The following is a 24,721-nucleotide window of genomic DNA, read 5'->3' as shown; positions in this document are numbered from 1 at the left end:
AGCCTTTTCTTTTCAATCATCCGTTCTCGTTTTTCGGAAGCAGATATACATGAACAGTGCGGCGCCAATCATCCAAATAAAGACAATTCCCAGTTGCATCCAGGACTCTGTATCATGCATTTTAATCAACTGGGGGAGCGGAAAAACTTCTAATATTTTTGTTACAATGCTGTCCTCATCAATTCCGAGCATTCTAAACATTGGTGTAAATCCGAATAAAAACATCACTGGCATCATGTATGCAGATGTAGCCGCTGCCGTTTTAGCAAATAAACCAATTCCGATTCCAAGGGATAAAAAGAACAGGAATAATAGTACCAGACCAATGATTGGTTTGATTGCCAGAAACGGTTCCATTCCGACAATCAGCAATGAAATAACCAGTGTAACCACTGTAATCAGACCTGTTACCAGACTTTTTCCTACCAGAATATCGATAAACGATGCAGGAGACAGGGCGAGGCCGCGTAAAGTTTTCTTTTCATTTTCCTCTGCCATCATCATCATGATACAACCTGCAGTAACTGCTGAAAATATTACTCCTACAATCAGGTAAATCATAAATAGCGGAAGCTCTTCCCCGCCGCCGCCAAGACGGGAATACATTAATGCCAGAATAACCGAAATAACCGGCATCATTAACAGCATCATATTTTTCATGAAATCTTTGATATCTTTTTCAAAAATCGCCTGGATACGCTGCACATTCATCATACCAGCTCCTTTCCGGTCACCTTTAAGAAGATTTGCCCGAGCGTTGGTTTATCGGTATTGATTGACCTGACTTGTTCCTCTGCAATTAAAGTCCTGATCTGGTCTGCATTCGTTGAAGTATTATCGATTACAAGTTTTTCGCCATCAATCGTTTCCACGTGAAAGGCATGGGTCGAATACTTGTAACGAAGTGCTTCCGGTTCATCAAGCTCCTGCAATTTTCCATTGTTTAAAAAGGCGACCCGATCACACAATTCAGTGGCTTCCTCCATATTGTGTGTAGTTAAAAAAATCGTCGTACCTGCTTCGTTGAGCGCCTGAAGTCCGCGGTGGATTTGTGCCATATTTCCCGGGTCGAGTGCGGAAGTCGGCTCATCGAGAAAAACAAGCGCAGGTTTATGAATAAGTGCTTTGGCAAGCAGAATACGTTGTTTCATACCTTTTGATAACTTTGAAACTGTTTTGGTGCGTTCCCGTTCCATATTTACATCATGCAATATCGCATCAATCTGCTTGAGAGGTGCATGGTAAAGTTTACAGAATAGTTTCAGATTGTCATAGACAGACAGCCGTTCATATAACGCACTGTTATCTGACAGAATACCAATTTTTGATTTGAATTGGGACGATCTGAAATCTGATGACAATTCGCCCAAGACCGAAACATCTCCACTTGTCTTGTTCAACTCCCCTGTTAAAATTTTGATGGTAGTTGTTTTACCTGATCCACTTGGTCCAAGCAGTCCAAAAATTTCCCCCTTCCGGACCTGAAAACTTAAATCATCAATAGCGGATTTCTGTCCGAATTTTTTCATTAAGTGTTTCGCTTCAATTACATTTTCCAATGTAAAACCTCCTTGCCTAAGTCTGTTTTCATGTTATCCCGAAAAGCCCCTGATTGCAGTAATAATAAGTTGAAATGAGTAAATAAAAAGCTGAAATGTACCAGTGTCATGTTGAGTCCGGGGCGATGGCAGAATATATTGGATGCTGCTTGGGATGAAGTGTACTGTTGATTAGTTAATAAATCATTATTTCAGGTTAAATATCTGTTGAATTTCCTGTACCTTTGTGCGTGAAAGCGGGATTGTTGATTGGGTTTTATTGTCAATTCGAAGTGAATAGGTATTCTTCGACCAGGTTATGATTTCACGTACTTTTTGCAGATTTACAACATAGGAACGATGACACCGATAAAAACCATAAAACTCCAGCTGTTTCCCAATTTCAGCCAGTGTGGAATCCATTGTAAATGATTCATTGTTAATGACAATCTGTGATTTTCCGGCCTGGCTTTCGATATAATCGATTTCCAGAGGGTCGAACAAAATAACTTTATCATCAATCTTTGCTGGAACCTTAAATAAATTGTTCACCGATGGAGAGGGAGATGTGTTATCTTCCATGGCATCTTTCTTTCCGGTTTCCATCTGGACTTTATGTAATCCGCGGCAGTGCAGATTATATGGGGAATCACTGAGTAAAAAAGCATGTTCCAGATTTGAGACCAGGATGAGTACCGGTGTTTGATCACCAGCCAGTTCCTGCAGCATTTTCATGAATGTGTTGATGGTCAGCAGATCAACACCCTGAATCGGTTCCCGGAAGACGATAAGTGCAGCAGATATCATATATTGCTTGGCAAAGTAAATGCGACGCAATACGGATGTGGAACATATTTTGAGCGGCTGGCCGGCGGAATGCTGCAGCTCAAACATGACCAGAATCTCCGGAAGCGGCTTACTGCAACCGAACCACTTATGGAAAAAGGATACATTTTGTTCTACAGTTAATCGTTCGTACAATCCCTCGCTCATATCAAATATAGTTACATCAACATTATGCTGAAGCCTGCCAATAAGTTGCTCCTGCATTTCCGAATCACTATGCACAACTGCCGGGTCCATACCTTCAATCGTAAGGGAAAATCCAGGCAGCGACTCATTTTCCGCAGCGTCCGTATCTATTTTAAACTTGGACATAATCATACTCCTCAGTTCATTAATAATTCCAACGTATAGTATATCATGATTTGGCTGGGAAAGGATGAAGGTTTTTGATGGAAGTGATGAGAGAAGAAGGATTAGGAGAAGAACAGATTTAACGGGAGAAGAATGAATTTAACGGGAGAAGAACGAATTTTAACGGGAGAAGAACGAATTTTAACGGGAGAAGAACGAATTTTAACGGGAGAAGAATGAATTTATCAGGAGAAGACCAGATTATGGGAAGGGCTAATAATTGGTAATGGCAGGGAACCGATTTCAGTTGATTTTCACCGTCATACCCGGCTTTTTCTTTTCGATAGGCTGTTAAAAGGTTTTCGTTGTACCAATATTTCGCTTGCAGTCTCCGCAAAATGGCTTCAAGAAATAGTAAATCGTATGTTTTGAACCTAAAATTGTTTACCAGTGGGATCACCTCTCTAAAACAGTTTACTCATTCTATTCGACAAAATGTGCGAAAATCCTGCTTTTTCCTGAAACAATTTGATTTGCACAAATGATCACCACACCGGGTAAACTAATAATAAGTAAAAATACACCATAAAATGTACACACACTTTTAATTTTTCATGTATGATTGTTCCAGTATTTATGATATACTTTTGTCGATATAAATCGAGTTAGGGGGGATGAACATGCATCAGAATAAAACATATCAGCATCAGGAGAATGTTTACCCTCTTATTCCGGAAGGCGATTTTTATTTTCAAAAAGGTGTTGAGGCCTTTCAAAAGCGGAATTTCGAAGGGGCAATTAAATGGCTGCGTAAGGCAATTGAAATGGTACCCGCGGATCCGCTTTATCAGTGTCAGATGTCGATTATTTATACGGAAATCGGTGCATATCATACGGCAAATCAATTGTTGACAAAAGTGCTGGAATCCTCCGGCAGTGATTACACGGATTGCTATTATCTGCTGGCAAATAATTATGCACATCTTGGACTATTGAATGATGCCAAGAAGTATGCAAATTCCTATCTTGAAAAAGAACCGGATGGTGAGTTTCATGAAGCCGCGGAACAGCTTATTGAAATGGTTGATATTGATATAGATGATGATTGGCTGACTGATGAAGAAGATGAGTTTCTCATTTATCAGGAGACTGTTTTTTATCATTTGGAAAATGATGACTGGGATAAGGCACTTCCATTACTTGAAGAAATGACTACACTATTTCCAGGACATCCGTTGGTAAGTCATGACTATTCACAGGCGTTATTCTACTCTGGTTATCAGGATGAAGCAGTTACAATGGAAACAGACAAGCTGGAGCAGGATCCGAATTCCTTGTACAGTCATATAAATCTTGCTATATTTTCTTATGAATTGGGAAATATAACGAAATATGAAAGCCATATTCAGGCGCTGAAAAATGTATACCCGCTTCATGAACAGCTGCGGTTGCGGATTGCCATTACCTTTGCGCAGACGGAAATGTATCAGGAAGCGTACTCAAGATTTCGCGGACTTGCCAAAAGTACAGCGAAAAATTACCTATCCTATTATAAGTACTACAGTATTTCTGCTTACCGTATCGGCGAGCCGTCCAAAGCACTCTCATTGTGGGAGGAAGGGTGCAAGCGTCACCCTGGATTATCCAAACAGGATGGTCCCTGGGTATAATCAAGCAGAAAAGTAGACTTCATTCGGTAATTTTAATACGATAAATGTGGTTTGAGAATAAATGTTAAAGAAAGGGCTGAGAATCATGTCCGACGAGCGTATGTATGATGTAATTATAGCAGGTGCAGGCCCTGCCGGAATGACCGCAGCAGTTTATGCATCACGGGCAAACCTGGATACCCTGATGATTGAACGCGGAATTCCTGGCGGTCAGATGGCAAATACGGAAGATGTTGAAAATTTCCCCGGTTTCGAGCATGTACTGGGACCGGATTTATCCAATAAAATGTTCGAGCACGCAAAAAAATTCGGCGCGGAATATGCATATGGCGATATAAAAGATGTCGTGGATCACGGTGAATACAAAACCGTTATCGCCGGGTCAAAAGAATATAATACACGGGTACTCATCATAACAACCGGTGCACAATATAAGAAACTGGGTATCCCTGGTGAAGAAGAACTGGGCGGACGCGGTGTTTCTTACTGTGCTGTTTGTGACGGTGCATTTTTTAAAGAAAAAAATCTTTTTGTAATCGGCGGCGGGGACTCTGCTGTTGAAGAGGGTATTTATTTGACACGTTTCGCTGATAAAGTGACAGTTGTTCATCGTCGTGATCAACTGCGTGCGCAAAAAATTATCCAAGATCGTGCGTTTGATAATGACAAAATTGACTTTATCTGGGACACAGAAGCAAGAACCATCAACGGTCCGGATGGAAAAGTCAGCAGTGTATCCCTGTTTAACAATAAAACCGGTGAAGAGTCTGAATTGCCAATTGACGGAGTGTTCATTTATATTGGTATGGTTCCGCTCAGTGAGCCGTTTCAATCATTGGGAATTACCAATGACGAAGGGTACATTCCAACAGACGAAAATATGGAGACGTCAATCCCCGGAATTTATGCTGCCGGAGATATTCGGGAAAAAACGCTGCGACAAATTGTGACAGCTACCGGAGATGGCAGTATTGCAGCTGAAAATGCACAGAAGTATATTGAGAATCTGATGGAGGATCTGAAAGCTGCTAAATCGTAATTTTTTAAAGAAAAACTGAATTTTTTTCGAAAGTAATTGCTTTTTAACCCTGTTGTAACACGCATGCAATAAAATTCGGGTACAATATAATTAACTAATTGACCCCCTTTTAATAAATAAATTAGTTCTTGTGCAGGTGAATGTGATTTCACCTGCATCTTTTTTTGTCCTTGTCCAAATGTGTCGAGCATAAACATCTTCCTGTTTCGTTCATTTTTTCATGGGCAGGAAGGGAAGTACCAATACATTTACAATTAAGATTTTCGGCATGAAAGATTGGCGATAAGCCAAGATTTCTAATATAATAGTAATGATGGTGAATAGTCCCTCTTTACTGAGAGGTGAATAAGGAATGCAACGTGTAACGAATTGCATATTAATAAATAATAATTATATTTTAATGTTGAAAAAACCGCGTCGGGGCTGGTATGCGATTCCCGGCGGCAAGATGGAGCAGGGTGAATCAATTAAGGAATCGGTTATTAGAGAATTCCGTGAAGAAACTGAATTAAAGCTGGAGACCCCTGAACTTGCCAGTGTTTTTACATTTACAATATACAATGATACTGTGTTCGTTCAGGAATGGATGATGTTTACGTTTGTATGCAGAGAATTTTCCGGAGAGCTGACTGCTTTCTGTAATGAAGGAGAGTTGGAATGGATTCCCTTTGAAGAAATTAACAATATTCCAATGGCGGAAGGGGACCGGAAAATATTCCAGCATGTGTTATCATCAAATGAACCGCTCTACGGGTCATTTGTTTATACGGAGAATTATGATCTGATTGAATATCATTTAGACCAGTAGTTTTAGTTAGGGGGAATAATGATGTCAGCAAGTGAACAGGAAACGAAATTAGTTGTCATTACAGGAATGTCCGGTGCCGGAAAAACGGTTGCAGTACAGAGTTTTGAGGATTTGGGGTATTACTGTGTTGATAATCTTCCCCCGGCATTACTTCCCAAGTTTCTGGAATTAATGCGTGATTCAACCAATAATATCCGCAAAGTAGCGTTGGTGATGGATCTGCGTGGCCGCGAATTTTTTGATTCATTGTTTGAAGCACTTGATATTTTGGGTGAAGAAGATTGGCTTCATGAACATATTCTGTTCCTTGATGCAAAAGACGAATCACTTGTTACGAGATATAAAGAGACGCGACGAGCACATCCGCTGGCGGTGGGCGGACTTCCCCTTAAGGGAATTCAGCAAGAGCGTCATATACTTGATGAATTAAGAGGGCGTGCGCAACGGATTATCGATACGACAAATTTGAAGCCAAAGGAGCTGCGGGACAAAATTCTGAAGGCATATACAGAGGAGAAACAGGAAATTTTCTCTGTCCATATGGTTTCATTCGGATTTAAGTATGGAATACCAATTGATGCAGACCTTGTATTTGATGTGCGTTTTTTACCAAATCCGCATTATGTGTCGCATATGCAGCCATTGACGGGTTTGAATCCTGAAGTCTCTTCCTATGTGTTTAAATGGTCTGACACGCAGAAGTTTAATGAGAAGGTTCTTGATATGCTTCAATTCATGCTTCCTCAATATAAAAAAGAAGGTAAATCACAACTTGTAGTAGCAATTGGCTGTACGGGCGGCCAGCACCGCTCAGTCGCTCTTGCAGAATATTTTGCCAAACAGCTGTCGGCAAATTACATTACCCATGTAACACACCGTGATATTGATAAAAGAAAGGGACATTCATAATGCGGAACAACGATAAACCCCGGGTTGTTGTAATCGGTGGTGGAACAGGTATGCCTGTGCTGCTAAGAGGTTTAAAAAATTTACCAGTAGAGTTGACTGCACTTGTTACAGTGGCAGATGACGGTGGTAGCACCGGCAGACTCCGTAACGAAATGGCAATGCCGGCTCCTGGTGACATTCGTAATGTGATCGCTGCTTTGTCGGATGCCGAACCAATGTTGCTGGAACTTTTTCAACACCGATTTGCAGCAGGGAATGGTTTGTCCGGCCACTCGATGGGGAATCTGCTTCTGGCCGCAATGACATCGATTACTGGTGACTTCTATATCGGAATAAAGGAAATTTCCCGCGTATTGAATGTGAAGGGGAAGATTTATCCGATTTCCAACGAAAATATGTCACTCCATGCAGAGATGGCAGATGGCTCAATTATTTCCGGTGAGTCGAAAATTCCTTTAGCCAACAAACGAATCAAGCATGTGTTTTTAAGTCCTCAGCCGGTGCAGCCGTTTCCGAATGCTTTGAAGGCAATTGAAAATGCGGATTTGGTCGTAATAGCACCTGGCAGCTTATACACGAGTATTCTGTCGAACCTGATTATACCGCAAGTGGATCAGGCACTGCATGATACAAATGGAAAAGTCGTATATGTATGCAATGTCATGACCCAAGCGGGAGAAACAACCGGTTATACGGCATCAGACCATGTTCAGGCGATTTGTAACCATATAGGGGAAAAAGCGGTTGACTCGATTATTGTGCATAATGAACCAATAAATAAAAATGTCCGTGATGTGTATGCAGAAGAGAATGCCGAACCAGTTGTCTATGATACAGACCGGTTACTGGAGATGGGACTCCAAATTATTGAAGGAGATATCATCAATCATTCCAAAACGACACTCAGGCATGATACACATAAAATAGCAAAACTGCTTTACTCGATTATGGAGTGATAATGGTCTGACAGAAGGGGGTGGCAAGTTGTCATTTGCATCGGAAATAAAAAAGGAACTAACTGGGATAGAAACGGATAAATGTTGTCAATACGCCGAACTGGCAGCACTTATTCGGATGAATGGTGTTATATCTATGTCACAGCGAAAATACACCTTGGATGTACAAACTGAAAATGCTGCGATTGCCCGTCGTATCTATACATTAATCAAAAACCTATATGATCTTCCGGTTGAATTGCTCGTCCGAAAGAAAATGAAGCTGAAGAAAAATAATGTATACATCGTGCGGATCAAAGAAGATGTAGAAAATTTGCTGACAGAGCTGGAAATTTTACAAACACCGCACACATTTGTCCGGACAATTTCCAAACGGTATTTAAAAAAATCTTGCTGTCAAAAGTCTTATTTGCGGGGAGCATTTTTGGCGGGAGGTTCCATTAACAATCCGGAAACTTCCTCCTATCATCTGGAAATTTTTAATGCATATGAAGAGCATAATGATGCGTTATGTGATCTGTTGAACAAATTTGATCTTCGTGCACGAAAGCTGGAACGTAAAAAAGGGTATATCACTTATTTAAAGGAAGCGGAAAAGATTACCGAATTTTTAAGTATCATTGGTGCACATAACGCATTATTCAAGTTCGAGGATGTACGGATTGTACGGGATATGCGGAATTCAGTAAATCGGCTGGTGAATTGTGAAACGGCTAATTTGAATAAAACGATAGGAGCGGCATTCCGGCAAATTGAAAATATTAAGCTGATTGAACGGACTGTCGGAATTGATGCATTGCCGGAAAAGCTGCAGGAAATTGCTGAATTGCGTGTCAAGCACCAGGATGTGTCTCTGAAAGAGCTCGGTGAACTGGTTTCTACCGGAAAAATATCCAAATCCGGTGTCAATCATCGGCTGAAAAAAATTGATGAATTTGCCGATAAAATTCAATATGACACAAATTTTTTGAAAAATGAGTAGGTTAACATTACATTTGTATAGCTTGTTTATGATATACTAGGCGTAATTTAATCTGAATTTATTGTTAAATTGTAAGAGGCTACCGTTATAAATAAACGGCAGCCGGATTTTTAATGAATTATGCAAACGATTTCAACTAGAAAGGGAGATGAGGAATTTGATTCAGAAATCGGTTCAAGTTGAACTTGATAGCGGATTACAAGCGAGGCCGGCAGCATTATTTGTACAGGAAGCAAATAAATTTGCAGCACATTTGTTTCTCGAAAAGGACGGAAAACGAGTTAACGCCAAAAGTATTATGGGGCTGATGAGTCTGGCTGTAACAACAGGAGAAACCATCACACTAATGGCAGATGGTTCCGATGAAGAACGGGCGCTCGACAGTTTAACAGAATTTATTACCATCGATTAAAAACGTCTCTGAGGTGAAGAGGCATTTTTATTTTGATCAGAGAATATATGTATATCGGGAGAAGAACAGATTTAACGGGAGAAGAATGGTTATATCGATAGAACAGCAATTACACCTCAGAAGAAGAACATTATCGCTGCACATTAAAAAGGGCTATCCCGAATCGGAATAGCCCTGTAATGTCAGTTATTTCTTTTCTTTATTGTTGGTCAGGATTTTATCAATCAGGCCATAGTCTACTGATTTCTCGGCCGTCATGAAGTTGTCACGGTCTGTATCACGATCGATTACTTCGATTGGCTGACCAGTGCGATCGGACAGGATCTGATTGATTTTTTCACGCATTTGAATGATTCGTTTTGCATGGATTTCGATATCTGTTGCCTGTCCTTGGGTACCGCCTAATGGCTGGTGAATCATTACCTCACTGTTCGGCAGTGCATAACGTTTTCCTTTTTCACCGGCGGCAAGCAGAAATGCACCCATTGATGCAGCCATACCTGTGCAGATTGTTGATACATCGGGTTCAATGAATTGCATAGTGTCGTAGATTGCCATGCCAGCTGTAATCGATCCGCCTGGTGAATTGATGTACAGGGAAATGTCCTTATCAGGATCTTCTGCAGCAAGGAAAAGCAACTGTGCAACAATTGAGTTGGAAACATTGTCGTCAATACCGCTGCCAAGCATAATGATTCGATCTTTCAATAGACGTGAGTAAATATCATACGCGCGCTCTCCACGATTTGTCTGTTCAATGACTGTAGGTATTAAATTCATGCGTTAAATCCTCCTTATTTCATCTCGAATTAATAATCCATTTAATTCCTGGATAGTTTCATCATACCGAATAGGTCAAAAAAGGTCAAACAAAAACGTTTAACAATTCCCGATCAAAAATTACATTCTCCATCATTCCCGTTCCGCGATAATATAAACCTGCTGTTATACAAGTTTATACGTGTTTGTTGGACGTCCTTGTTTGCCATACTGTGAAATGATTTCAACTTCTCCCTGGTTTTCCAGATAGTATAAATAACGGTGAACAGTCTGATAGGCGATTGGCAATGCCCGCTGAATCTCGTTTATCGATGATGGGGAGTCCTGATGTACGAGATGATTTTTAATGGAGTTCAGGGTGGCCCGGCGTATTCCTTTTTCTACAAAAACACTTTCCTTATCGGCTGTCAGCTTGGCAATCTTTAAATTAATGCGGATCCGGGAGATAAGGTCAGGGGCTTTGATTGGTTTGAGTGCAAAGTCAGTGGCACCAGCCTGCAAAAATGTGTCGGCAATTTCCTGTCGTTCATCAACTGTCAAAATGATGATTGGTGCGTTTTCATCATTTTTGCGAAGCTCTTTGGTTGCTTTTAATCCATCCCAATCCGGCATATGATAGTCAAGCAGAACCAGGTCAGGCTTGATCTTCCCGAATAATTCCGCTCCCTCTTTTCCTGTACTTCCCCCGATGACGTCCCAATCAGCCGATCTGCAAATTTCCGTAAGTGTGAAGCGGATGTCTTCATTATCATCAACTATTAATATGGTAGTGCTCATCGGTATTTTCACCTGCTTTACTGATAGGTAATCTGATATTGAGTTGCGTATGGTTCCCAGGAATGCTTTTCATGTCAATTGTGCCTTGATGGTTTTCTACGACCCGTTTCACAAACGAAAGCCCCAATCCGGATGAATTCCTGGTACTGAAGCCTTCTTTCCAGATTTCCTTCAAATGAGCGGAATCGATGCCAGGACCATTATCCTGAATTCTTATTAAAATCCTCGTATCTATACTTTTGACAGTGATGTGGATATATCCTGCTTTTCCGTCGAAAGAATTGATGGCATTTTCAAGTATATTGGAAACCGCCCTGGAAAACCGGATTTTATTTACCATGATACAGGGTAAATTTTCATCCAGATCAATGATTAATTCAATCGGCTGTTCATCCATATTAAGGTGGCTTGTGACATATTCGAGCAGTTCTTTGACAGAAATTTGCTGTTTCATTTGATCATGCAAAATTTCAGAGATCATATCTTTCATCTTTGAAATGGAGCTATCAATCCGGTTAACGTAACTTTTCAGTGAATGGTTATTTTTTGCCTGCATTTTCATTTGAATAAGGGAAATTAAACCTTCAACCGTAACAAGCGGTGTTTTCAGGTCATGAACAAGCATATTCACTTCCTCATGAACCTTTGAATCAACAAGTGCGGAACGTGTTTCTTGCAGTACCTCACCCTGAACCTGAAATTTCCGTAATGTATCAATCTGTTTATTAAAAAGGTGAATCAGCAATGTAACGATAATCGCAATCGTTAAAAAAACGCTAAAAAATACGGTTGCCAGGGTATTGAACAAGTTATTGCCTGTAAGATAGCTGTCGGCAATTTTAATGCTCGCCGCCAAATCGTTTGCACCAATCCCAAATCCTGTCAGGGCCGGAATGAGCTGCATCCACTGTATAGCAAGAAGCACGAGAAATAATATAATGGAAAAAATAAAATAAAAGTATTTGCGTTTGGGTATATATTGAAGCAGAAAAATCATGATTCCAATCGTCAGGAAATACCCCAAGTATGTAAAGTACTCCAAGTAAATCTGGTTATAGATTGTTAGTGCAAGCAAAACAGTACCGATATAGACAAAGGACCATATTACGGTTCTTAATTTCGTATGCAGGGGCTGTAAAATAAGCATGGAACCGAAATAGATAAGAAAAAAAGTCAGCATATATTTAGCAATATAAATAAAGGAAGTGATCAGGAGTAATCCGCTGTCATGTTCCATAATACTGACTTGGATATTACTGGCGATTAATACCGACCAGTCGTGCAGAAATGAGGGGAGAATCAGTCCGTAAAAAATCATTAATGCCCCGGTACAGGCAATTAATAAATTTTGGTTTTTCCGGATCATTGGATAATCAGCCTTTCTAGCGGAATATGGCATTGAACGGTACTGTTAAATCTTCTAAATCATTTACGAGTGTGACAGGAACTTGGTGGTTTCTGAGCTGCTGAATCTGTTTTGCCTTATTTTTTGTATTTTTTAACCCGATGAAATAGTCTGCGTATGGCAGAGCGACTTTAAATAACTTCATTGAGCGGTTATCATCACGGTAGAATCCGGAGATGTTGATCAGAATAACGGGAAGACTGGTGTTCTCAGCTTCTTTCAGCAGTTTCCTTGTCCGGTTCATTTCCTCTTTAAATGATCGGTTCGTTTGTGTTAACCCGTTTGCACTGTATCCAAGCATGATGATCACACTGTTGTAATCGTATAAGTCTGATCCCAATGCTCTTGGTCGATAGTCTGCTTCAAGATTCAGTCTTTCAGCTATTTTCGGAAGGATGCTTCCTTCCGGTGCTTGTCCACTGGATGTAATCAGTATTTTTTCCATGCCAATCGGAGCTGGCAGGTTTGGATAGGTATTAAAATGCTCGGATTGTGTTTCCTTAAGGGAAAAAAAGCATAACAACAATACAATGGAAAGACAAACTATTATGGGAAAGTACCGTTTCAATGCAAATCGCTCCCTGATCAGGCATAAGAAGAATTCGGCAATCGTTTCTTTAGTGAAAAATCCATTGTTACTGCATAAGTGCAAACTATGGCTGTCAGCTAAAGGCTTGGTGATAACCAAGTATTCTAATAACGTCAGAAAGTATAAATTATGGTTGACCTTATAAGAAAAACTTCGGCAATCGCTATAAGACGAGACGAATGCCGAGTTTTTCTAATGCCGAATGTTCTTCTTATAATTTATACGGATGTTATAAGAAAAGATAAGGCAAATACAGTCATTTACCTTATCTTACTACACTTTTTTAAAATTGTAATTATTCCTTTAATCGTGGGTCTAAAGCATCACGTAACCCATCACCAAACAGGTTAAATCCGAGTACGACGAGAAAAATCGCTATTCCCGGGAAGGCAACGACCCATGGAGCGTTCTGCAATGCAGCACGTCCGTCACTGAGCATCGCCCCCCATTCAGGAGTAGGCGGCTGCGCTCCGAGTCCGAGGAAACTTAATCCGGCTGCATCAAGTATTGCGGTCCCCACGCTCAAGGTAGCCTGGACAATGATCGGCGCCAGGCAATTAGGCAGTACATGCTGCATCAGTACCCGGCCATTTTTTGCACCAATCGCTTTGGCAGCCTCAATATACTCAGTCTCTTTTACCGACAAAACCGCTGACCGGACAATCCTGGCAAATTGCGGGATTCCGACAATACCGACAGCAATCATCGCGTTTTGGAGGCTTGGTCCCAGAACAGCTACAAGGGCAATGGCCAAAAGAATACTTGGAAACGCCATCAGTATATCAACAATACGCATGATAATCTGATCAATCCATTTTCCGAAATAACCGGCAATTCCACCAAGAAGCACACCAATTATCATCGAAATAGCTACGGTAAACACACCAATCTGGATGGAGATACGTGTACCATATACGATTCTGCTGAAAATATCCCGGCCGAGCGCATCAGTCCCAAGAAAGTGTTCGACTGATGGCGGCTGATAGCGATTGGTAATCGATTCATAGGATGTTGGGCTGTGCGTCGCGATTAAAGGTGCAAAAATTGCAGTCACAATTAAAAGAAGGATGATGCACAGCCCGACTAGGGATGTTTTACTTTTAATGAGCCGGAAAAAAACGTCTTTCCATAAACTGCTTTTCTTTTGTTGCGCGAGTTCATCAGTAAATGCTGCATCGGTTTCCCGGGCAGGATTTGGCTGCAGTGCCATCGAATGCACATCCTTTCAAAAAAGTATTAATCATAGCTGATTCTCGGATCAAAATATTTATATAGAAGGTCTGTAACGAGATTTACTAGTACGAAAATCGTTGCGATAACTAAGATGGTGCTCTGAACGACCGTGAAATCGCGGCCCAAAACGGCCAGATAAACATAGCGCCCAACACCCGGCCATGAAAAGATGGTCTCGGTCAATACGGCACCACCAAGTAACAGGCCAAATTGCAGACCGATGACGGTCAGAACTGGAAGGAAGGCATTTTTTAAGGCATGCTGAAAAATGATTAAATGTTTTTTCAGTCCTTTTGCATCTGCTGTTCGTATATAATCCTGTTTCATAACCTCGAGCATGCTTGATCGGGTCATCCGTGCAATGATTGCCATCGGAATGGTACCGAGTGCGATGCCAGGCATCAGCAGATGGAAGAAGGCGTCTTTGAAGGCAATCCAGTTCCAGGTTAGAATACTATCGAGCAAAAAGAAGTTTGTAATGGTGTTCAATTCGATACCAGATGATAATCTGCCAGATGGCGGCATAAGCTGGAGCTGCACGGAGAAAAACAAAATCATCATCAGTCCGAGCCAGAAGATGGGCATCGAAACACCGAATAGGGCCCCCGTCATACTCAGGTTGTCAAACCAGGAATATTGCTTGACCGCTGCGATTACCCCGGCTGTTACACCCACAACCACCGCCAGTATCATTGCAAAGATAGTCAGCTCAATTGTCGCCGGCAATTTATGCATTAATTGAACTGCTATATCTTCTTTTGACTGCACGGACTGACCAAGATCTCCCTGTAAAATATCACCTAAAAACCGGCCATATTGTACAACGTAAGGGTCATTAAGTCCTAATTCCGCTCTGAGCGCTTCCAACTGTGCTTCGGTAGCTTTATTGCCAAGCATACTTTTAGCGGGATCGCCAGGAATCAGATGGATCAGGGAAAAGGTGAGGATGGAAACACCAATCAGCACGGGAATAAGCATGAGTATTCGTTTCACAATGTATTGAAGCATCAGTATACCTCCCGTCTTATATGTACGTAATTAAAGCGATTTCCGGGGACTGCTGGTTCACGTCAGTCCCCGGCATGCTTCCCATTTTTACTTCTTAATATCCAGCAGGTTAAATGGCTCACTTCCGGTAGGATGCGGTGTATAATTTACAACATCCTTACTTGCTGCCAGCGGTGGTGTCGTATGGGCAATCGGGAACCATGGTGCGTCTTCATGAATGATTTCCTGCGCCTTCATATAGTACTCAATCCGTTTTTCCTGGTTCATTTCAGTTTGGGCTGATTTCAGCAAGTCATGAACTTTATCATCTTTATAGAAGGCGATATTTCCGGCAGATCCTTTTTTTGCATTGTCTTTATCAAGCAATACGTACAGGAAGTTGTCAGGATCCCCATTATCACCGGTCCAGCCCAAAAACGCCATGTCATGTTTGCCCTTCTCGGTCAGGGCCAGATGAGTATCCCAATCATTTTCGATCACTTCGACGTTAATGTTCACTTTTTTCAGCATCTGCTGAATTGCCTGTGCAGTCAGCTTTGGCTGTGGTAAATATGGTCTTGGGTTGGCCATGATATATAATTTCGTATCAAAACCATCCGCATATCCTGCTTCGGCGAGCAGAGCTTTTGCTTTTTCAACATCATAGCCATAGTCTTCTATTTCATCATTGTAACCCCAAAGTGAAGGGGGGATCGGATTTTTCGCCGGTTTGCCGATGCCTTCAAACAATGTCATCAGTTCTTTCTTGTCAATTGCCCAATTAATGGCCTGACGTACTTTCTTACTGGACATTGGGCCTTCTTTGCTTGTATTCATTGCCATGTAACTAATATTCATGGATGGTCTGCGAATGATTTTCAGATTTTCATCATTTTCCGCTGTTTCAATATCCTGCGGGTTCAGTCCTGTCATCAAATCAATTGACCCGGCCTGCAGTTCAAGGAATCGTGCCCCATTATCCGGGATTGTCCGGAAAATTACTTTGTCAACGTTGGCTTTCTTACCAAAATAGTCTTCGTTTTTCGTTAAGGTAATCGTGTCATCCGGAATCCATTCCTTGAATACAAACGGACCTGTTCCAACCGGGTTTTTAAAGTAGTCTTCACCATATTTTTTAATGGCGTCAGGACTTGCAATACCAAATGGCGGCATTGCTAACGTCTGCAGAAACGGTGCATTAGGTTCCGAGAGTGTGATTTTTACTTCATATTTATCGGTTGCTTCCACTTTTTCAATAATTCCACCAAGGTCATCTTTTGTTGCGCCAAACATATAGCCATAGTAAATAAATTCTCCTGATGATGCCCAACGTTCAAAGTTGAAAACGACATCTTCTGCCGTGAAATCAGTTCCATCATGGAATTTGACACCTTCGCGAAGCTGGAATGTCCAGACAAGTCCATCTTTGCTGACCTCCCACTCAGTTGCCAGAGCGGGTTGAACTTCAGTGCCTTCCACTTTGTATCTTACAAGCGGATCATAAATCTGATTGGTAACGTAGATGGACTCACCATCGGTAACTTTTGATGGATCCAATTGGATGGAATCCGCTCCACGGCCAAAGACTAGCGTTTTTTCACCGTTTGATTCATCGGCGGATGAACCGCTGTCACCGGAGGAACTGCTGCCAGAACCAGTGCCGGCGTCCTGTGTACATGCAGCCAGAACAAACATTACCGTGAATAGCAAAGATAACAGAAACAGTAACTTACGATTTTTCAAAATAAAAATCCTCCTTAATTAAGTAGTTGTTTGGCCGGTGTTTTCTTCCATCACCTCCTTAGCGAAATGACAGGCGGCCATTTGCCCATTTTTAGAAACCTTTTTCAATTCCGGTTTCTGTGCCCGGCAAATTTCCTCGGCAAATGGACAGCGTGTATGAAATTTACAGCCCTGGGGCGGATTTGCAGGTGAAGGTAAGTCACCTGACAGGATTATTTGCTTTTTTTCCCGATGCGGATTTGCCTCCGGGACTGCCGATAGTAATGCCTGTGTATAGGGATGCTTCGGATTTTGATAAACTTCATCCACTTCGCCGATTTCGGCAAGTTCACCTAGGTACATGACAGCAACACGGTCACTGATATGGTGAACAACGCTTAAGTCATGCGCGATAAAGATGTAAGTCAGACTAAATTCGTCCTGTAGCTCTTCCATCAGATTGATGACCTGTGCCTGTATGGAAACATCCAGTGCGGATACAGGCTCATCACAAATGACCAGTTCCGGTTCAAGCGCAAGTGATCTGGCAATTCCAATCCGCTGGCGTTGACCGCCACTGAATTCATGCGGATAGCGCTGTCTGTGATAGGAACTCAGACCGACTACATCCAATAAACGGTCCAGCTTTTTCTGCTGTTCATTCCTGGGAACCTGAAAGATTTTCATTGGTTCTGTTATTGTTTGCTCGATTGTTTTACGCGGATTCAGTGATGCATATGGATCCTGAAAAATAATCTGCATGTCCCGTCGCAGTTTACGCAGTTTTTCACCGCGAAGAGAGGTTATATTTTCCCCTTTATAGTAAATTTCGCCGTCTGTCGGTTCCAGCAGCTTCAGCATTACCCGTCCGGCGGTTGATTTACCGCATCCGCTCTCTCCGACAAGACCAAGTGTTTCCCCGGATTGGATGGAAAAGGATACACCATCCACAGCCTTTAACACGGGGTGACTCGCTGATAGGGGGTTTTTCTTTTTTAATGGAAAATGTTTTTTTATGTTTTTGATTTCCAGTAATGTACTCATGTTGATACCGCCTTTTTGGAGTCCTCGTAAAGCAAACAGCGAACATAATGGTCATTTTCAACTTCACGCAAATCAGGATCAATTGTCAGACAATTTTCCATGGCATGCTTGCACCTTGGGGCAAAGCTGCAGCCTTTGGGAAGTGCCCGCAAATCAGGCGGGTTTCCGTCAATTGCTTCAAGTTTTTGTTTTTCCGCGGTTATTCTCGGTATTGAATTCATCAGCCCCAATGTGTACGGATGTTTTCCATGATCAAATAAGTGTGTGGTTTCTGCGTATTCAGCGGGCTTGCCGGAATACATAACCATGACACGGTCACATACCTCGGCAACAACACCAAGGTCATGGGTAATCATGACAACTGCCATATTGAGTTCTTTTTGCATGCGTTTAAACAAATCAAGAATCTGTGCCTGAATGGTCACATCTAGTGCTGTTGTCGGTTCGTCCGCAATTAACAGGGAGGGGTTGCATGACAGAGCCATCGCTATCATTACCCGCTGTCGCATGCCGCCACTGAACTCGTGTGGGTAGTTTCGCAACCGCTTTTTAGGGTCCGGAATGCCGACAAGGTCCAATAGTTCCAAAGCACGTTCTCTTGCCTGGCGTTTGTTCAGTGCTTCATGTGCCGTAATCGTTTCGACCATCTGTTTCTCAACCGTAAAGACAGGATTTAATGATGTCATTGGATCCTGAAATACCATGGCAATTTCTTTTCCACGGATTTTACGCATCTGTTTGGCCGATTTGTTAAACAGGTTCTCCCCCTTAAAATTTATTTCACCATCCACGATTTTTCCGGGCGGGGAAGGGATGAGCCCGAGAATGGACAGTGCCGTGATGCTTTTTCCGGAACCGGATTCCCCGACAATTCCAAGCGTTTCGCCCGGATTGACGGTGAAATTGACGCCATCGACTGCTTTAACCACACCGGACTTGGTGAAGAAATGGGTATGCAGATTTTTAACCTCAAGGAGCGGTTCATCCTTGTCCATTTGCATCCTCCTTTGCTGAATTTACAATTGTTTGACTGTTTAGAATTAATTAACAGTATACAACGTTAAATTATTTTTTGGGGTTTTTCTCTTTTTTCTCAAAAATAATAAAATTGGAAAATAATATTTTGCGGAAGTTATTTTGATAAAAAGGCTTGTTTATCTGAAAAAGTGGCGTTATAATATCCATTATGTGATTTTATTTGCGCCCATAGCTCAGCTGGATAGAGCACTGGTTTCCGGTACCAGGAGTCGGGGGTTCGAATCCCTCTGGGCGCGCTATAGCTAAAAAGACCCGGTCATCTTCTGCAGATGACCGGGTCTTTTTAGTTCTGTACCTTCCCTTATTTGATGAACTGTACCCAGATTCCGGCTGCCAGCAACGTACCGAATGCTCGGTCCATGTCAATGGACGAAAATGAATCCTTCTGTACGGGATGAGTTTTTCCGTATTATATGGCAAAATAGAAAGAGGAGGGGGATAAGAATGAAGCAAAAGCTGAATTTGGAGCAGTCATTAAAGATGAAAATGAATCAGTCCCTTTTACAGTCGATAAATCTGCTTCAGTATACCGGGCTGGAAATGATTGAATATATCAGCCAGCTCTCCAAAGAAAACCCCCTGATTGAAGAAGTAAATTATGACTATGAAATATATAACTATCAAACTTCCAATGCATCTCAGACCTCTATTGGGGAAATGAATTCCAAAACACTGACGATGTATGAACAATTAAAAAGTCAATTGTATACACTGGAAATTCCAGAAAATTTGAAAGCAGCGGTGTTATTTGGCATTGATTCATTGGATGAGGATGGATATCTGGATATTGATTTATCATTATGGGCTGAACAATGTGGTCTGATAATAGACGATATTAACAAGGCTTTGACATATATCCAGGCGCTTGAGCCAGCAGGGATAGGTGCACGGAGTCTGAAGGAATGCATTCTGCTGCAGCTGGGTGACTCGACCAGTGTCGCGTATCAATTGCTTGACGGGCATATGGATTTGGTCGCCGGCGAGGACGTCGCGGAAATTTGCAGCACTTTTCATATAACAGAAGAAGAGGCTGCTCAGGCAATGGAACAGATAAAATCATGCCATCCCAAGCCGGGGCAGCTGTTATCGGATAACCGTGCGGATTATATCATACCGGAAGCGTCGATTTATGAGGAAGGTGGCACCTGGAACATTTCTTTTTTTAAATGGAATTCTCCGGTTATTAAAGTGAACCAGGAGTATGTTGATTTGAAAACGGATGAAAAGGAAACAGCAGCGTTTCTGAAGGAAAAATTCAACCAGGTGAACTGGCTGAAAAAAGCAATTTCCTATCGTTCAGACACGTTGGAAAGGGTTATCAGCAAGATTGTTGAAAAACAGCAATTTTATTTCGAACATGGTGCATTTATGATGCAGCCGTTGACTTTAAAAGAAATAGCAATCGAATTAGATTTGCATATTTCAACGGTAAGCCGTGCCATCACCAATAAATATGTACAGACAAAGCACGGCGTCCTGCCGCTGAAATTCTTTTTACAATCCGGAATCAGACAACAGGATGGAAATCAGACGTCATCTTTTGTCATAAAACGATTAATCCTGGAATTGATGGAGCATGAAAATAAACATAAGCCGCTTTCCGATCAGAAATTAAAAGATCGGCTTCAGGAGGAATTTGGTATTACTGTTGCCCGCAGAACGATTATGAAATATCGTGAGCAATTGGGGATCCCTTCCTCCACCAAACGAAAGGAGTAAAGGTATGCGAAAACTGGTATTTTATACAAAAGAAAACTGCCCGTTATGCGATAATGCCAAAGCTTTGCTGGATTTATTGCATAACGAGTATTCGTTTGACATGGAAGAAAGGGATATCTATACAAATGACGTGTGGCTGGAGAAATATCAGCTGGCGATACCGGTAGTTAAAATAAATGGTATCATGCTTGATTGTGAACAGATCAGTTATGATTCACTTGAGAAAGCTTTGAAAGAAACAAAATAATTGAATAATGCACTGCGTGTGGTACAATAATAATTGAAGAAATTGTTCATCCATATTTTTTTAATTGCTGTGGGACACATTTTATATAAGCGGGACAAAAACGTCCGGAAAAGGAGTTTTTTTGGATGTTGGACTTAATCGAAGTACAGAAAAAATTATATCCTGATTTGCTGGAAATTATGCAGCGGCGCTATATAATCCTGCAGCAGATTGAACTGCTTCAGCCGATTGGCCGGCGGAGTCTTGCTGATAACACAGCATATACCGAACGTTTTGTGCGCGGCGAAGTGGATTTTCTTCAAGACCAGGGTTTGATTAATGTGACCGCAAAAGGAATGCAAATAACAAAAGCGGGAAAATTAGTAATTGATCAGTTGTCGGCATTTATGCATGAGGCAATGGGGCTGAGTGTTTTAGAAAAACAGCTCAGGGAAAAATTACAACTGAATGAGGTAATCATCGTCCCCGGAAACAGTGATGAGCAGGAATGGGTGAAGCAGGAGATGGGAAAAGCCTGTATTTCCCGCCTGAAGGAGAAAACGCGGCCGGGTATAACGATTGCGGTCACCGGTGGAACAACAATGGCCGCAGCAGCCGAGATGATGACCCCATTTGATTATGCAAAAGATTGTCAGTTTGTACCGGCAAGAGGAGGGATTGGCGAAAAAGAAGAAAATCAGGCCAATACGATTGCCGCGAGAATGGCTAGGCAGGCAAATGGCTCGTACAGGCTGTTGTATGTGCCCGACCCTTTAAGTGAAACATCGTATCAGACCATGATAGAAGAACCTTCCATTAAGGGGACATTGCAGCTGATTAAAAGCGCCGGCATCGTGATGCATGGAATTGGTGATGCTTTGACAATGGCTGAACGGAGAAAGACGCCACAAGAGGTTTTTGGAAAACTGGAAGAAGCGGAGGCTGTGAGTGAGGCGTTCGGTTATTATTTCAATAAACAGGGAAATGTCGTCCATAAAGTGAGGACAATCGGCATTCAGCTTGACGATCTTACCGATGCCGAGCAAGTTATCACCATTGCAGGCGGGACATCGAAAGCCAATGCAATCGCGTCTTATTTTAAAAAAGGAAACAGTAATTTACTGATTACTGATGAGGCAGCTGCAGAGGAGATTTTGAATAGCTAATATTCTTTCAGTCCCGAGTCCAGTTAAGGCTGTTGTAAAACCTTGGCGACATGCCAAGTTTTCATATAAATTTGTTTAACAATAAACTTTAGGAGGAATTATAAATGGCTGTAAAAATAGGTATCAACGGATTTGGACGGATTGGACGTAATGTTTTTCGCCAGGCACTTAAAAATGATGAAGTAGAAGTGGTTGCAGTAAATGACCTGACCGATGCGGAGATGCTTGCCCATCTGTTGAAATATGATTCAGTTCACGGAATTTTGGATGAAGAGGTTAGCGTAAACGGGTCAAACATCGTTGTCGGCGGCAATGAAATTAAAGTATTGAGTGAACGTGATCCGGCAAATCTTGGCTGGGGCGACCTCGGAGTGGAAATTGTCATTGAATCAACCGGACGTTTCACGCAGCGTGACGATGCTAAGAAACACCTGGATGCCGGTGCCAACAAGGTAATTATTTCAGCACCAGCAAAACAGGAAGACTTAACAATGGTAATGGGTGTAAACGAACAGGACTATGATCCGGCTAAACACCATATCGTTTCCAATGCGTCGTGTACTACAAACGGCATTGCCCCGCTTGCCAAAGTACTGCATGATAAATTCGGTCTAAAGCGCGGCTTAATGACAACTGTACACTCTTATACAAATGACCAGCAGATTCTTGACCTGCCGCATAAAGACTATCGCAGAGCACGTGCAGCTGCACAAAACATTATTCCAACAACAACCGGTGCAGCAAAAGTAGTTGGAAAAGTACTGCCTGAACTGGAAGGGAAACTGAACGGAATGGCAATTCGTGTTCCAACTCCGGACGGTTCCATTATCGATCTGGTTGCAGAACTTGATCAAAGCGTTACCGAAGAACAAGTTAATCAAGCATTCCAAGAAGCAGCAGAAGATGAGCTGAAAGGAATTCTGGAATATACCGAAGCACCGCTTGTTTCTTCTGATATTGTCGGCAACACGCATTCATCCATCTTTGACAGCATTTCCACCATGACAATGGAAGATAACATGGTCAAAGTGGTTTCATGGTATGATAATGAAATGGGCTATTCTTCCCGTTGTGTGGACATGGCAGTATATATGCATAAACAAGGATAAAAATTGGAAGAAGCTAAAGGAGGGGGAGATTCCTCCTCCTTTTGTGGTTTAAATAGGTAAAATCGCACATATAATTACTGTTTTCGCACATATCCGTTATAAAACCGCACATATATGTCTACGAATCGCACATATATAGCATGAAACCGCACATATCCATCGAATGTCGGATGAATATTTGACTTCATGCTGTGTGCTCTATCTTCTGATTTCTAGTATAATGATTAACGGATAAAAGATTTGGGAAAATCTAAAATGGTACATATGTAAGTAGTGGGAGGTTTTGACATGAACAAAAAAACGCTTCAGGATTTGGATGTTGCGGGCAAAAAAGTGTTTTGCCGCGTTGACTTCAATGTTCCGATGAAAGATGGCGAGGTAACCGATGATACACGGATAAAAGCAGCACTGCCGACAATCCGTCAGTTGACTGACAATGGGGCGGCAGTTATCCTGGCCAGCCATCTCGGACGTCCTAAAGGAAAAACGGTCGACGAACTGCGGCTGGATCCGGTTGCAGCAAGACTAAGTGACCTGATTGGAAAAGAAGTTATCAAAACAGATGAAGTAATCGGAGAAGAGGTGGATGAAGCCATTTCCCGCCTCGATAATGGGGATGTTTTGCTGATAGAAAATGTTCGTTTCGAAGCTGGCGAGGAACAGAATGATCCAGAGTTGGTCAAAGCGTTTGCCGGGATGGCTGATGTGTATGTGAACGATGCATTTGGTGCGGCACATCGTGCACATGCGTCAACAACCGGTGTTGCGGAACAGCTTCCATCAGCAGCAGGATTATTGCTGGAAAAAGAAATTGAAGTATTGGGAAAAGCACTGGAGAATCCTGACCGTCCATTCACAGCAATTATCGGCGGTGCAAAAGTGAAGGATAAAATTAATGTGATCGATCATCTGCTTGATAAAGTGGATAATCTGATTATCGGCGGTGGACTTGCCTACACATTTGTGAAAGCGCAAGGTCATGAGATCGGCAAGTCATTGCTGGAAGAGGATAAGATTGATTTGGCCAAAGAATTTATGAAAAAGGCTGAACAAAAAGGTGTCCATTTCGTATTGCCGGAAGATGTGGTTGTGGCAGATGATTTTTCCGAAAATGCCAATACGAAAATCACCGCAATTGAGGCTATTCCGTCTGATTGGGAAGCGTTGGATATCGGCCCGAAAACACGCGAGACATATGCACAGATTATTGCTGAATCCAAGTTGGTTATCTGGAACGGGCCAATGGGTGTTTTTGAGATGAATGCTTTTGCCGGCGGGACAAGAGCTGTGGCGGAAGCACTTGCCAACACAGAAGGATATACTGTCATCGGTGGCGGAGATTCCGCAGCAGCTGTTGAAAAATTCGGCTATGCTGATGCCATGGATCATGTTTCAACCGGTGGTGGAGCATCACTCGAATTTATGGAAGGAAAAGTTCTTCCAGGCGTACAAGCACTGGACGAAAAATAATAGAT

24 protein-coding genes and 1 tRNA gene are annotated in these 24,721 nt (G+C 42.0%); 13 read left to right on the top strand and 12 right to left on the bottom strand.

The window, feature by feature from the left end; all coding sequences use genetic code 11:
• Positions 1 to 12 precede the first annotated feature (12 nt).
• The 3 genes from ABD010_RS00910 to ABD010_RS00900 form a co-directional block, all read right to left on the bottom strand.
• Complete coding sequence (locus ABD010_RS00910) at positions 13 to 714, bottom strand: ABC transporter permease (protein WP_343809409.1); 702 nt, start codon at positions 712 to 714, stop codon at positions 13 to 15.
• A complete protein-coding gene (locus ABD010_RS00905) occupies positions 711 to 1,559 on the bottom strand; it encodes an ABC transporter ATP-binding protein (RefSeq protein WP_343809407.1) in 849 nt (282 codons plus the stop codon). The genes ABD010_RS00910 and ABD010_RS00905 overlap by 4 nt, the downstream gene beginning before the upstream one ends.
• A gap of 186 nt (positions 1,560 to 1,745) precedes the next feature.
• A complete protein-coding gene (locus ABD010_RS00900) occupies positions 1,746 to 2,696 on the bottom strand; it encodes a LytTR family transcriptional regulator DNA-binding domain-containing protein (protein ID WP_343809405.1) in 951 nt (316 codons plus the stop codon).
• 653 nt (positions 2,697 to 3,349) lie between these two features.
• Here ABD010_RS00900 and ABD010_RS00895 point away from each other — a divergent pair.
• The 7 genes from ABD010_RS00895 to ABD010_RS00865 all read left to right on the top strand — a co-directional run bounded on the left by ABD010_RS00895 (position 3,350) and on the right by ABD010_RS00865 (position 9,451).
• The gene (locus tag ABD010_RS00895; protein WP_390350878.1) at positions 3,350 to 4,345 is read left to right on the top strand and encodes a tetratricopeptide repeat protein; all 996 of its coding nucleotides are present in this window, start codon (positions 3,350 to 3,352) and stop codon (positions 4,343 to 4,345) included.
• Positions 4,346 to 4,430: 85 nt separating this feature from the next.
• Positions 4,431 to 5,384 carry a thioredoxin-disulfide reductase gene (trxB, locus tag ABD010_RS00890; RefSeq protein WP_343809401.1) on the top strand — a complete coding sequence of 318 codons (954 nt, stop codon included), beginning with the start codon at positions 4,431 to 4,433 and terminating at the stop codon, positions 5,382 to 5,384.
• Between the two features lie 352 nt (positions 5,385 to 5,736).
• Positions 5,737 to 6,192: an NUDIX hydrolase gene (locus ABD010_RS00885; protein ID WP_343809399.1), complete on the top strand. Its 456-nt coding sequence runs from the start codon at positions 5,737 to 5,739 to the stop codon at positions 6,190 to 6,192.
• 21 nt (positions 6,193 to 6,213) lie between these two features.
• On the top strand, positions 6,214 to 7,101 hold the full coding sequence (gene rapZ / locus ABD010_RS00880) for an RNase adapter RapZ (protein WP_343810146.1): 888 nt from the start codon (positions 6,214 to 6,216) through the stop codon (positions 7,099 to 7,101).
• Complete coding sequence (locus tag ABD010_RS00875) at positions 7,101 to 8,057, top strand: gluconeogenesis factor YvcK family protein (RefSeq protein ID WP_343809397.1); 957 nt, start codon at positions 7,101 to 7,103, stop codon at positions 8,055 to 8,057. Before rapZ ends, ABD010_RS00875 begins: the two co-directional genes overlap by 1 nt.
• A 28-nt stretch (positions 8,058 to 8,085) precedes the next feature.
• Entirely contained in the window at positions 8,086 to 9,039 is a 954-nt protein-coding gene (gene whiA, locus ABD010_RS00870; RefSeq protein ID WP_343809395.1) for a DNA-binding protein WhiA, read from the top strand.
• Positions 9,040 to 9,196: 157 nt separating this feature from the next.
• A complete protein-coding gene (locus tag ABD010_RS00865) occupies positions 9,197 to 9,451 on the top strand; it encodes an HPr family phosphocarrier protein (RefSeq protein WP_343809393.1) in 255 nt (84 codons plus the stop codon).
• Positions 9,452 to 9,637: 186 nt separating this feature from the next.
• On the opposite strand, the gene clpP is transcribed toward ABD010_RS00865, so the two are convergent.
• From clpP to ABD010_RS00820, 9 genes are all read right to left on the bottom strand, one after another.
• A complete protein-coding gene (gene clpP / locus ABD010_RS00860) occupies positions 9,638 to 10,231 on the bottom strand; it encodes an ATP-dependent Clp endopeptidase proteolytic subunit ClpP (RefSeq protein ID WP_343809391.1) in 594 nt (197 codons plus the stop codon).
• 165 nt (positions 10,232 to 10,396) lie between these two features.
• Positions 10,397 to 11,008 (bottom strand): response regulator, encoded by a 612-nt coding sequence (locus ABD010_RS00855; RefSeq protein WP_343809389.1) that lies wholly within the window; start codon positions 11,006 to 11,008, stop codon positions 10,397 to 10,399.
• Positions 10,983 to 12,407, bottom strand: a complete 1,425-nt coding sequence (locus ABD010_RS00850) for a sensor histidine kinase (RefSeq protein WP_343809387.1) — start codon at positions 12,405 to 12,407, stop codon at positions 10,983 to 10,985. The genes ABD010_RS00855 and ABD010_RS00850 overlap by 26 nt, the downstream gene beginning before the upstream one ends.
• Positions 12,391 to 12,981 carry a DUF6305 family protein gene (locus ABD010_RS00845; RefSeq protein WP_343809385.1) on the bottom strand — a complete coding sequence of 197 codons (591 nt, stop codon included), beginning with the start codon at positions 12,979 to 12,981 and terminating at the stop codon, positions 12,391 to 12,393. The genes ABD010_RS00850 and ABD010_RS00845 overlap by 17 nt, the downstream gene beginning before the upstream one ends.
• 316 nt (positions 12,982 to 13,297) lie before the next feature.
• Positions 13,298 to 14,212, bottom strand: a complete 915-nt coding sequence (nikC, locus tag ABD010_RS00840) for a nickel transporter permease (RefSeq protein ID WP_343809383.1) — start codon at positions 14,210 to 14,212, stop codon at positions 13,298 to 13,300.
• Between the two features lie 26 nt (positions 14,213 to 14,238).
• Entirely contained in the window at positions 14,239 to 15,243 is a 1,005-nt protein-coding gene (locus tag ABD010_RS00835; RefSeq protein WP_343809381.1) for an ABC transporter permease, read from the bottom strand.
• Positions 15,244 to 15,330: 87 nt separating this feature from the next.
• Positions 15,331 to 16,965 carry an ABC transporter substrate-binding protein gene (locus ABD010_RS00830; RefSeq protein ID WP_343809379.1) on the bottom strand — a complete coding sequence of 545 codons (1,635 nt, stop codon included), beginning with the start codon at positions 16,963 to 16,965 and terminating at the stop codon, positions 15,331 to 15,333.
• Between the two features lie 18 nt (positions 16,966 to 16,983).
• Positions 16,984 to 17,988: an ABC transporter ATP-binding protein gene (locus ABD010_RS00825; RefSeq protein ID WP_343809377.1), complete on the bottom strand. Its 1,005-nt coding sequence runs from the start codon at positions 17,986 to 17,988 to the stop codon at positions 16,984 to 16,986.
• A complete protein-coding gene (locus ABD010_RS00820) occupies positions 17,985 to 18,983 on the bottom strand; it encodes an ABC transporter ATP-binding protein (RefSeq protein ID WP_343809375.1) in 999 nt (332 codons plus the stop codon). Before ABD010_RS00820 ends, ABD010_RS00825 begins: the two co-directional genes overlap by 4 nt.
• A gap of 205 nt (positions 18,984 to 19,188) precedes the next feature.
• Here ABD010_RS00820 and ABD010_RS00815 point away from each other — a divergent pair.
• The 6 genes from ABD010_RS00815 (at position 19,189) to ABD010_RS00790 (ending at position 24,716) form a co-directional block, all read left to right on the top strand.
• Positions 19,189 to 19,262: transfer RNA gene (locus tag ABD010_RS00815), tRNA-Arg, on the top strand.
• Between the two features lie 208 nt (positions 19,263 to 19,470).
• Positions 19,471 to 20,745: an RNA polymerase factor sigma-54 gene (gene rpoN, locus ABD010_RS00810; protein WP_343809373.1), complete on the top strand. Its 1,275-nt coding sequence runs from the start codon at positions 19,471 to 19,473 to the stop codon at positions 20,743 to 20,745.
• 4 nt (positions 20,746 to 20,749) lie between these two features.
• Positions 20,750 to 20,992 carry a glutaredoxin family protein gene (locus ABD010_RS00805; RefSeq protein ID WP_343809371.1) on the top strand — a complete coding sequence of 81 codons (243 nt, stop codon included), beginning with the start codon at positions 20,750 to 20,752 and terminating at the stop codon, positions 20,990 to 20,992.
• A gap of 125 nt (positions 20,993 to 21,117) precedes the next feature.
• A complete protein-coding gene (locus ABD010_RS00800) occupies positions 21,118 to 22,137 on the top strand; it encodes a sugar-binding transcriptional regulator (RefSeq protein WP_343809369.1) in 1,020 nt (339 codons plus the stop codon).
• A 104-nt stretch (positions 22,138 to 22,241) separates the two neighbouring features.
• Positions 22,242 to 23,246 carry a type I glyceraldehyde-3-phosphate dehydrogenase gene (gene gap / locus ABD010_RS00795; RefSeq protein ID WP_343809367.1) on the top strand — a complete coding sequence of 335 codons (1,005 nt, stop codon included), beginning with the start codon at positions 22,242 to 22,244 and terminating at the stop codon, positions 23,244 to 23,246.
• Between the two features lie 288 nt (positions 23,247 to 23,534).
• Complete coding sequence (locus tag ABD010_RS00790; RefSeq protein ID WP_343809365.1) at positions 23,535 to 24,716, top strand: phosphoglycerate kinase; 1,182 nt, start codon at positions 23,535 to 23,537, stop codon at positions 24,714 to 24,716.
• Positions 24,717 to 24,721: the final 5 nt, after the last annotated feature.

The organism is Virgibacillus siamensis, assembly GCF_039522605.1.
In the GTDB taxonomy this organism is placed as follows: Bacteria; Bacillota; Bacilli; order Bacillales; family Amphibacillaceae; genus Lentibacillus; species Lentibacillus siamensis.
This window is presented reverse-complemented; position numbering and strand designations above follow the sequence as displayed.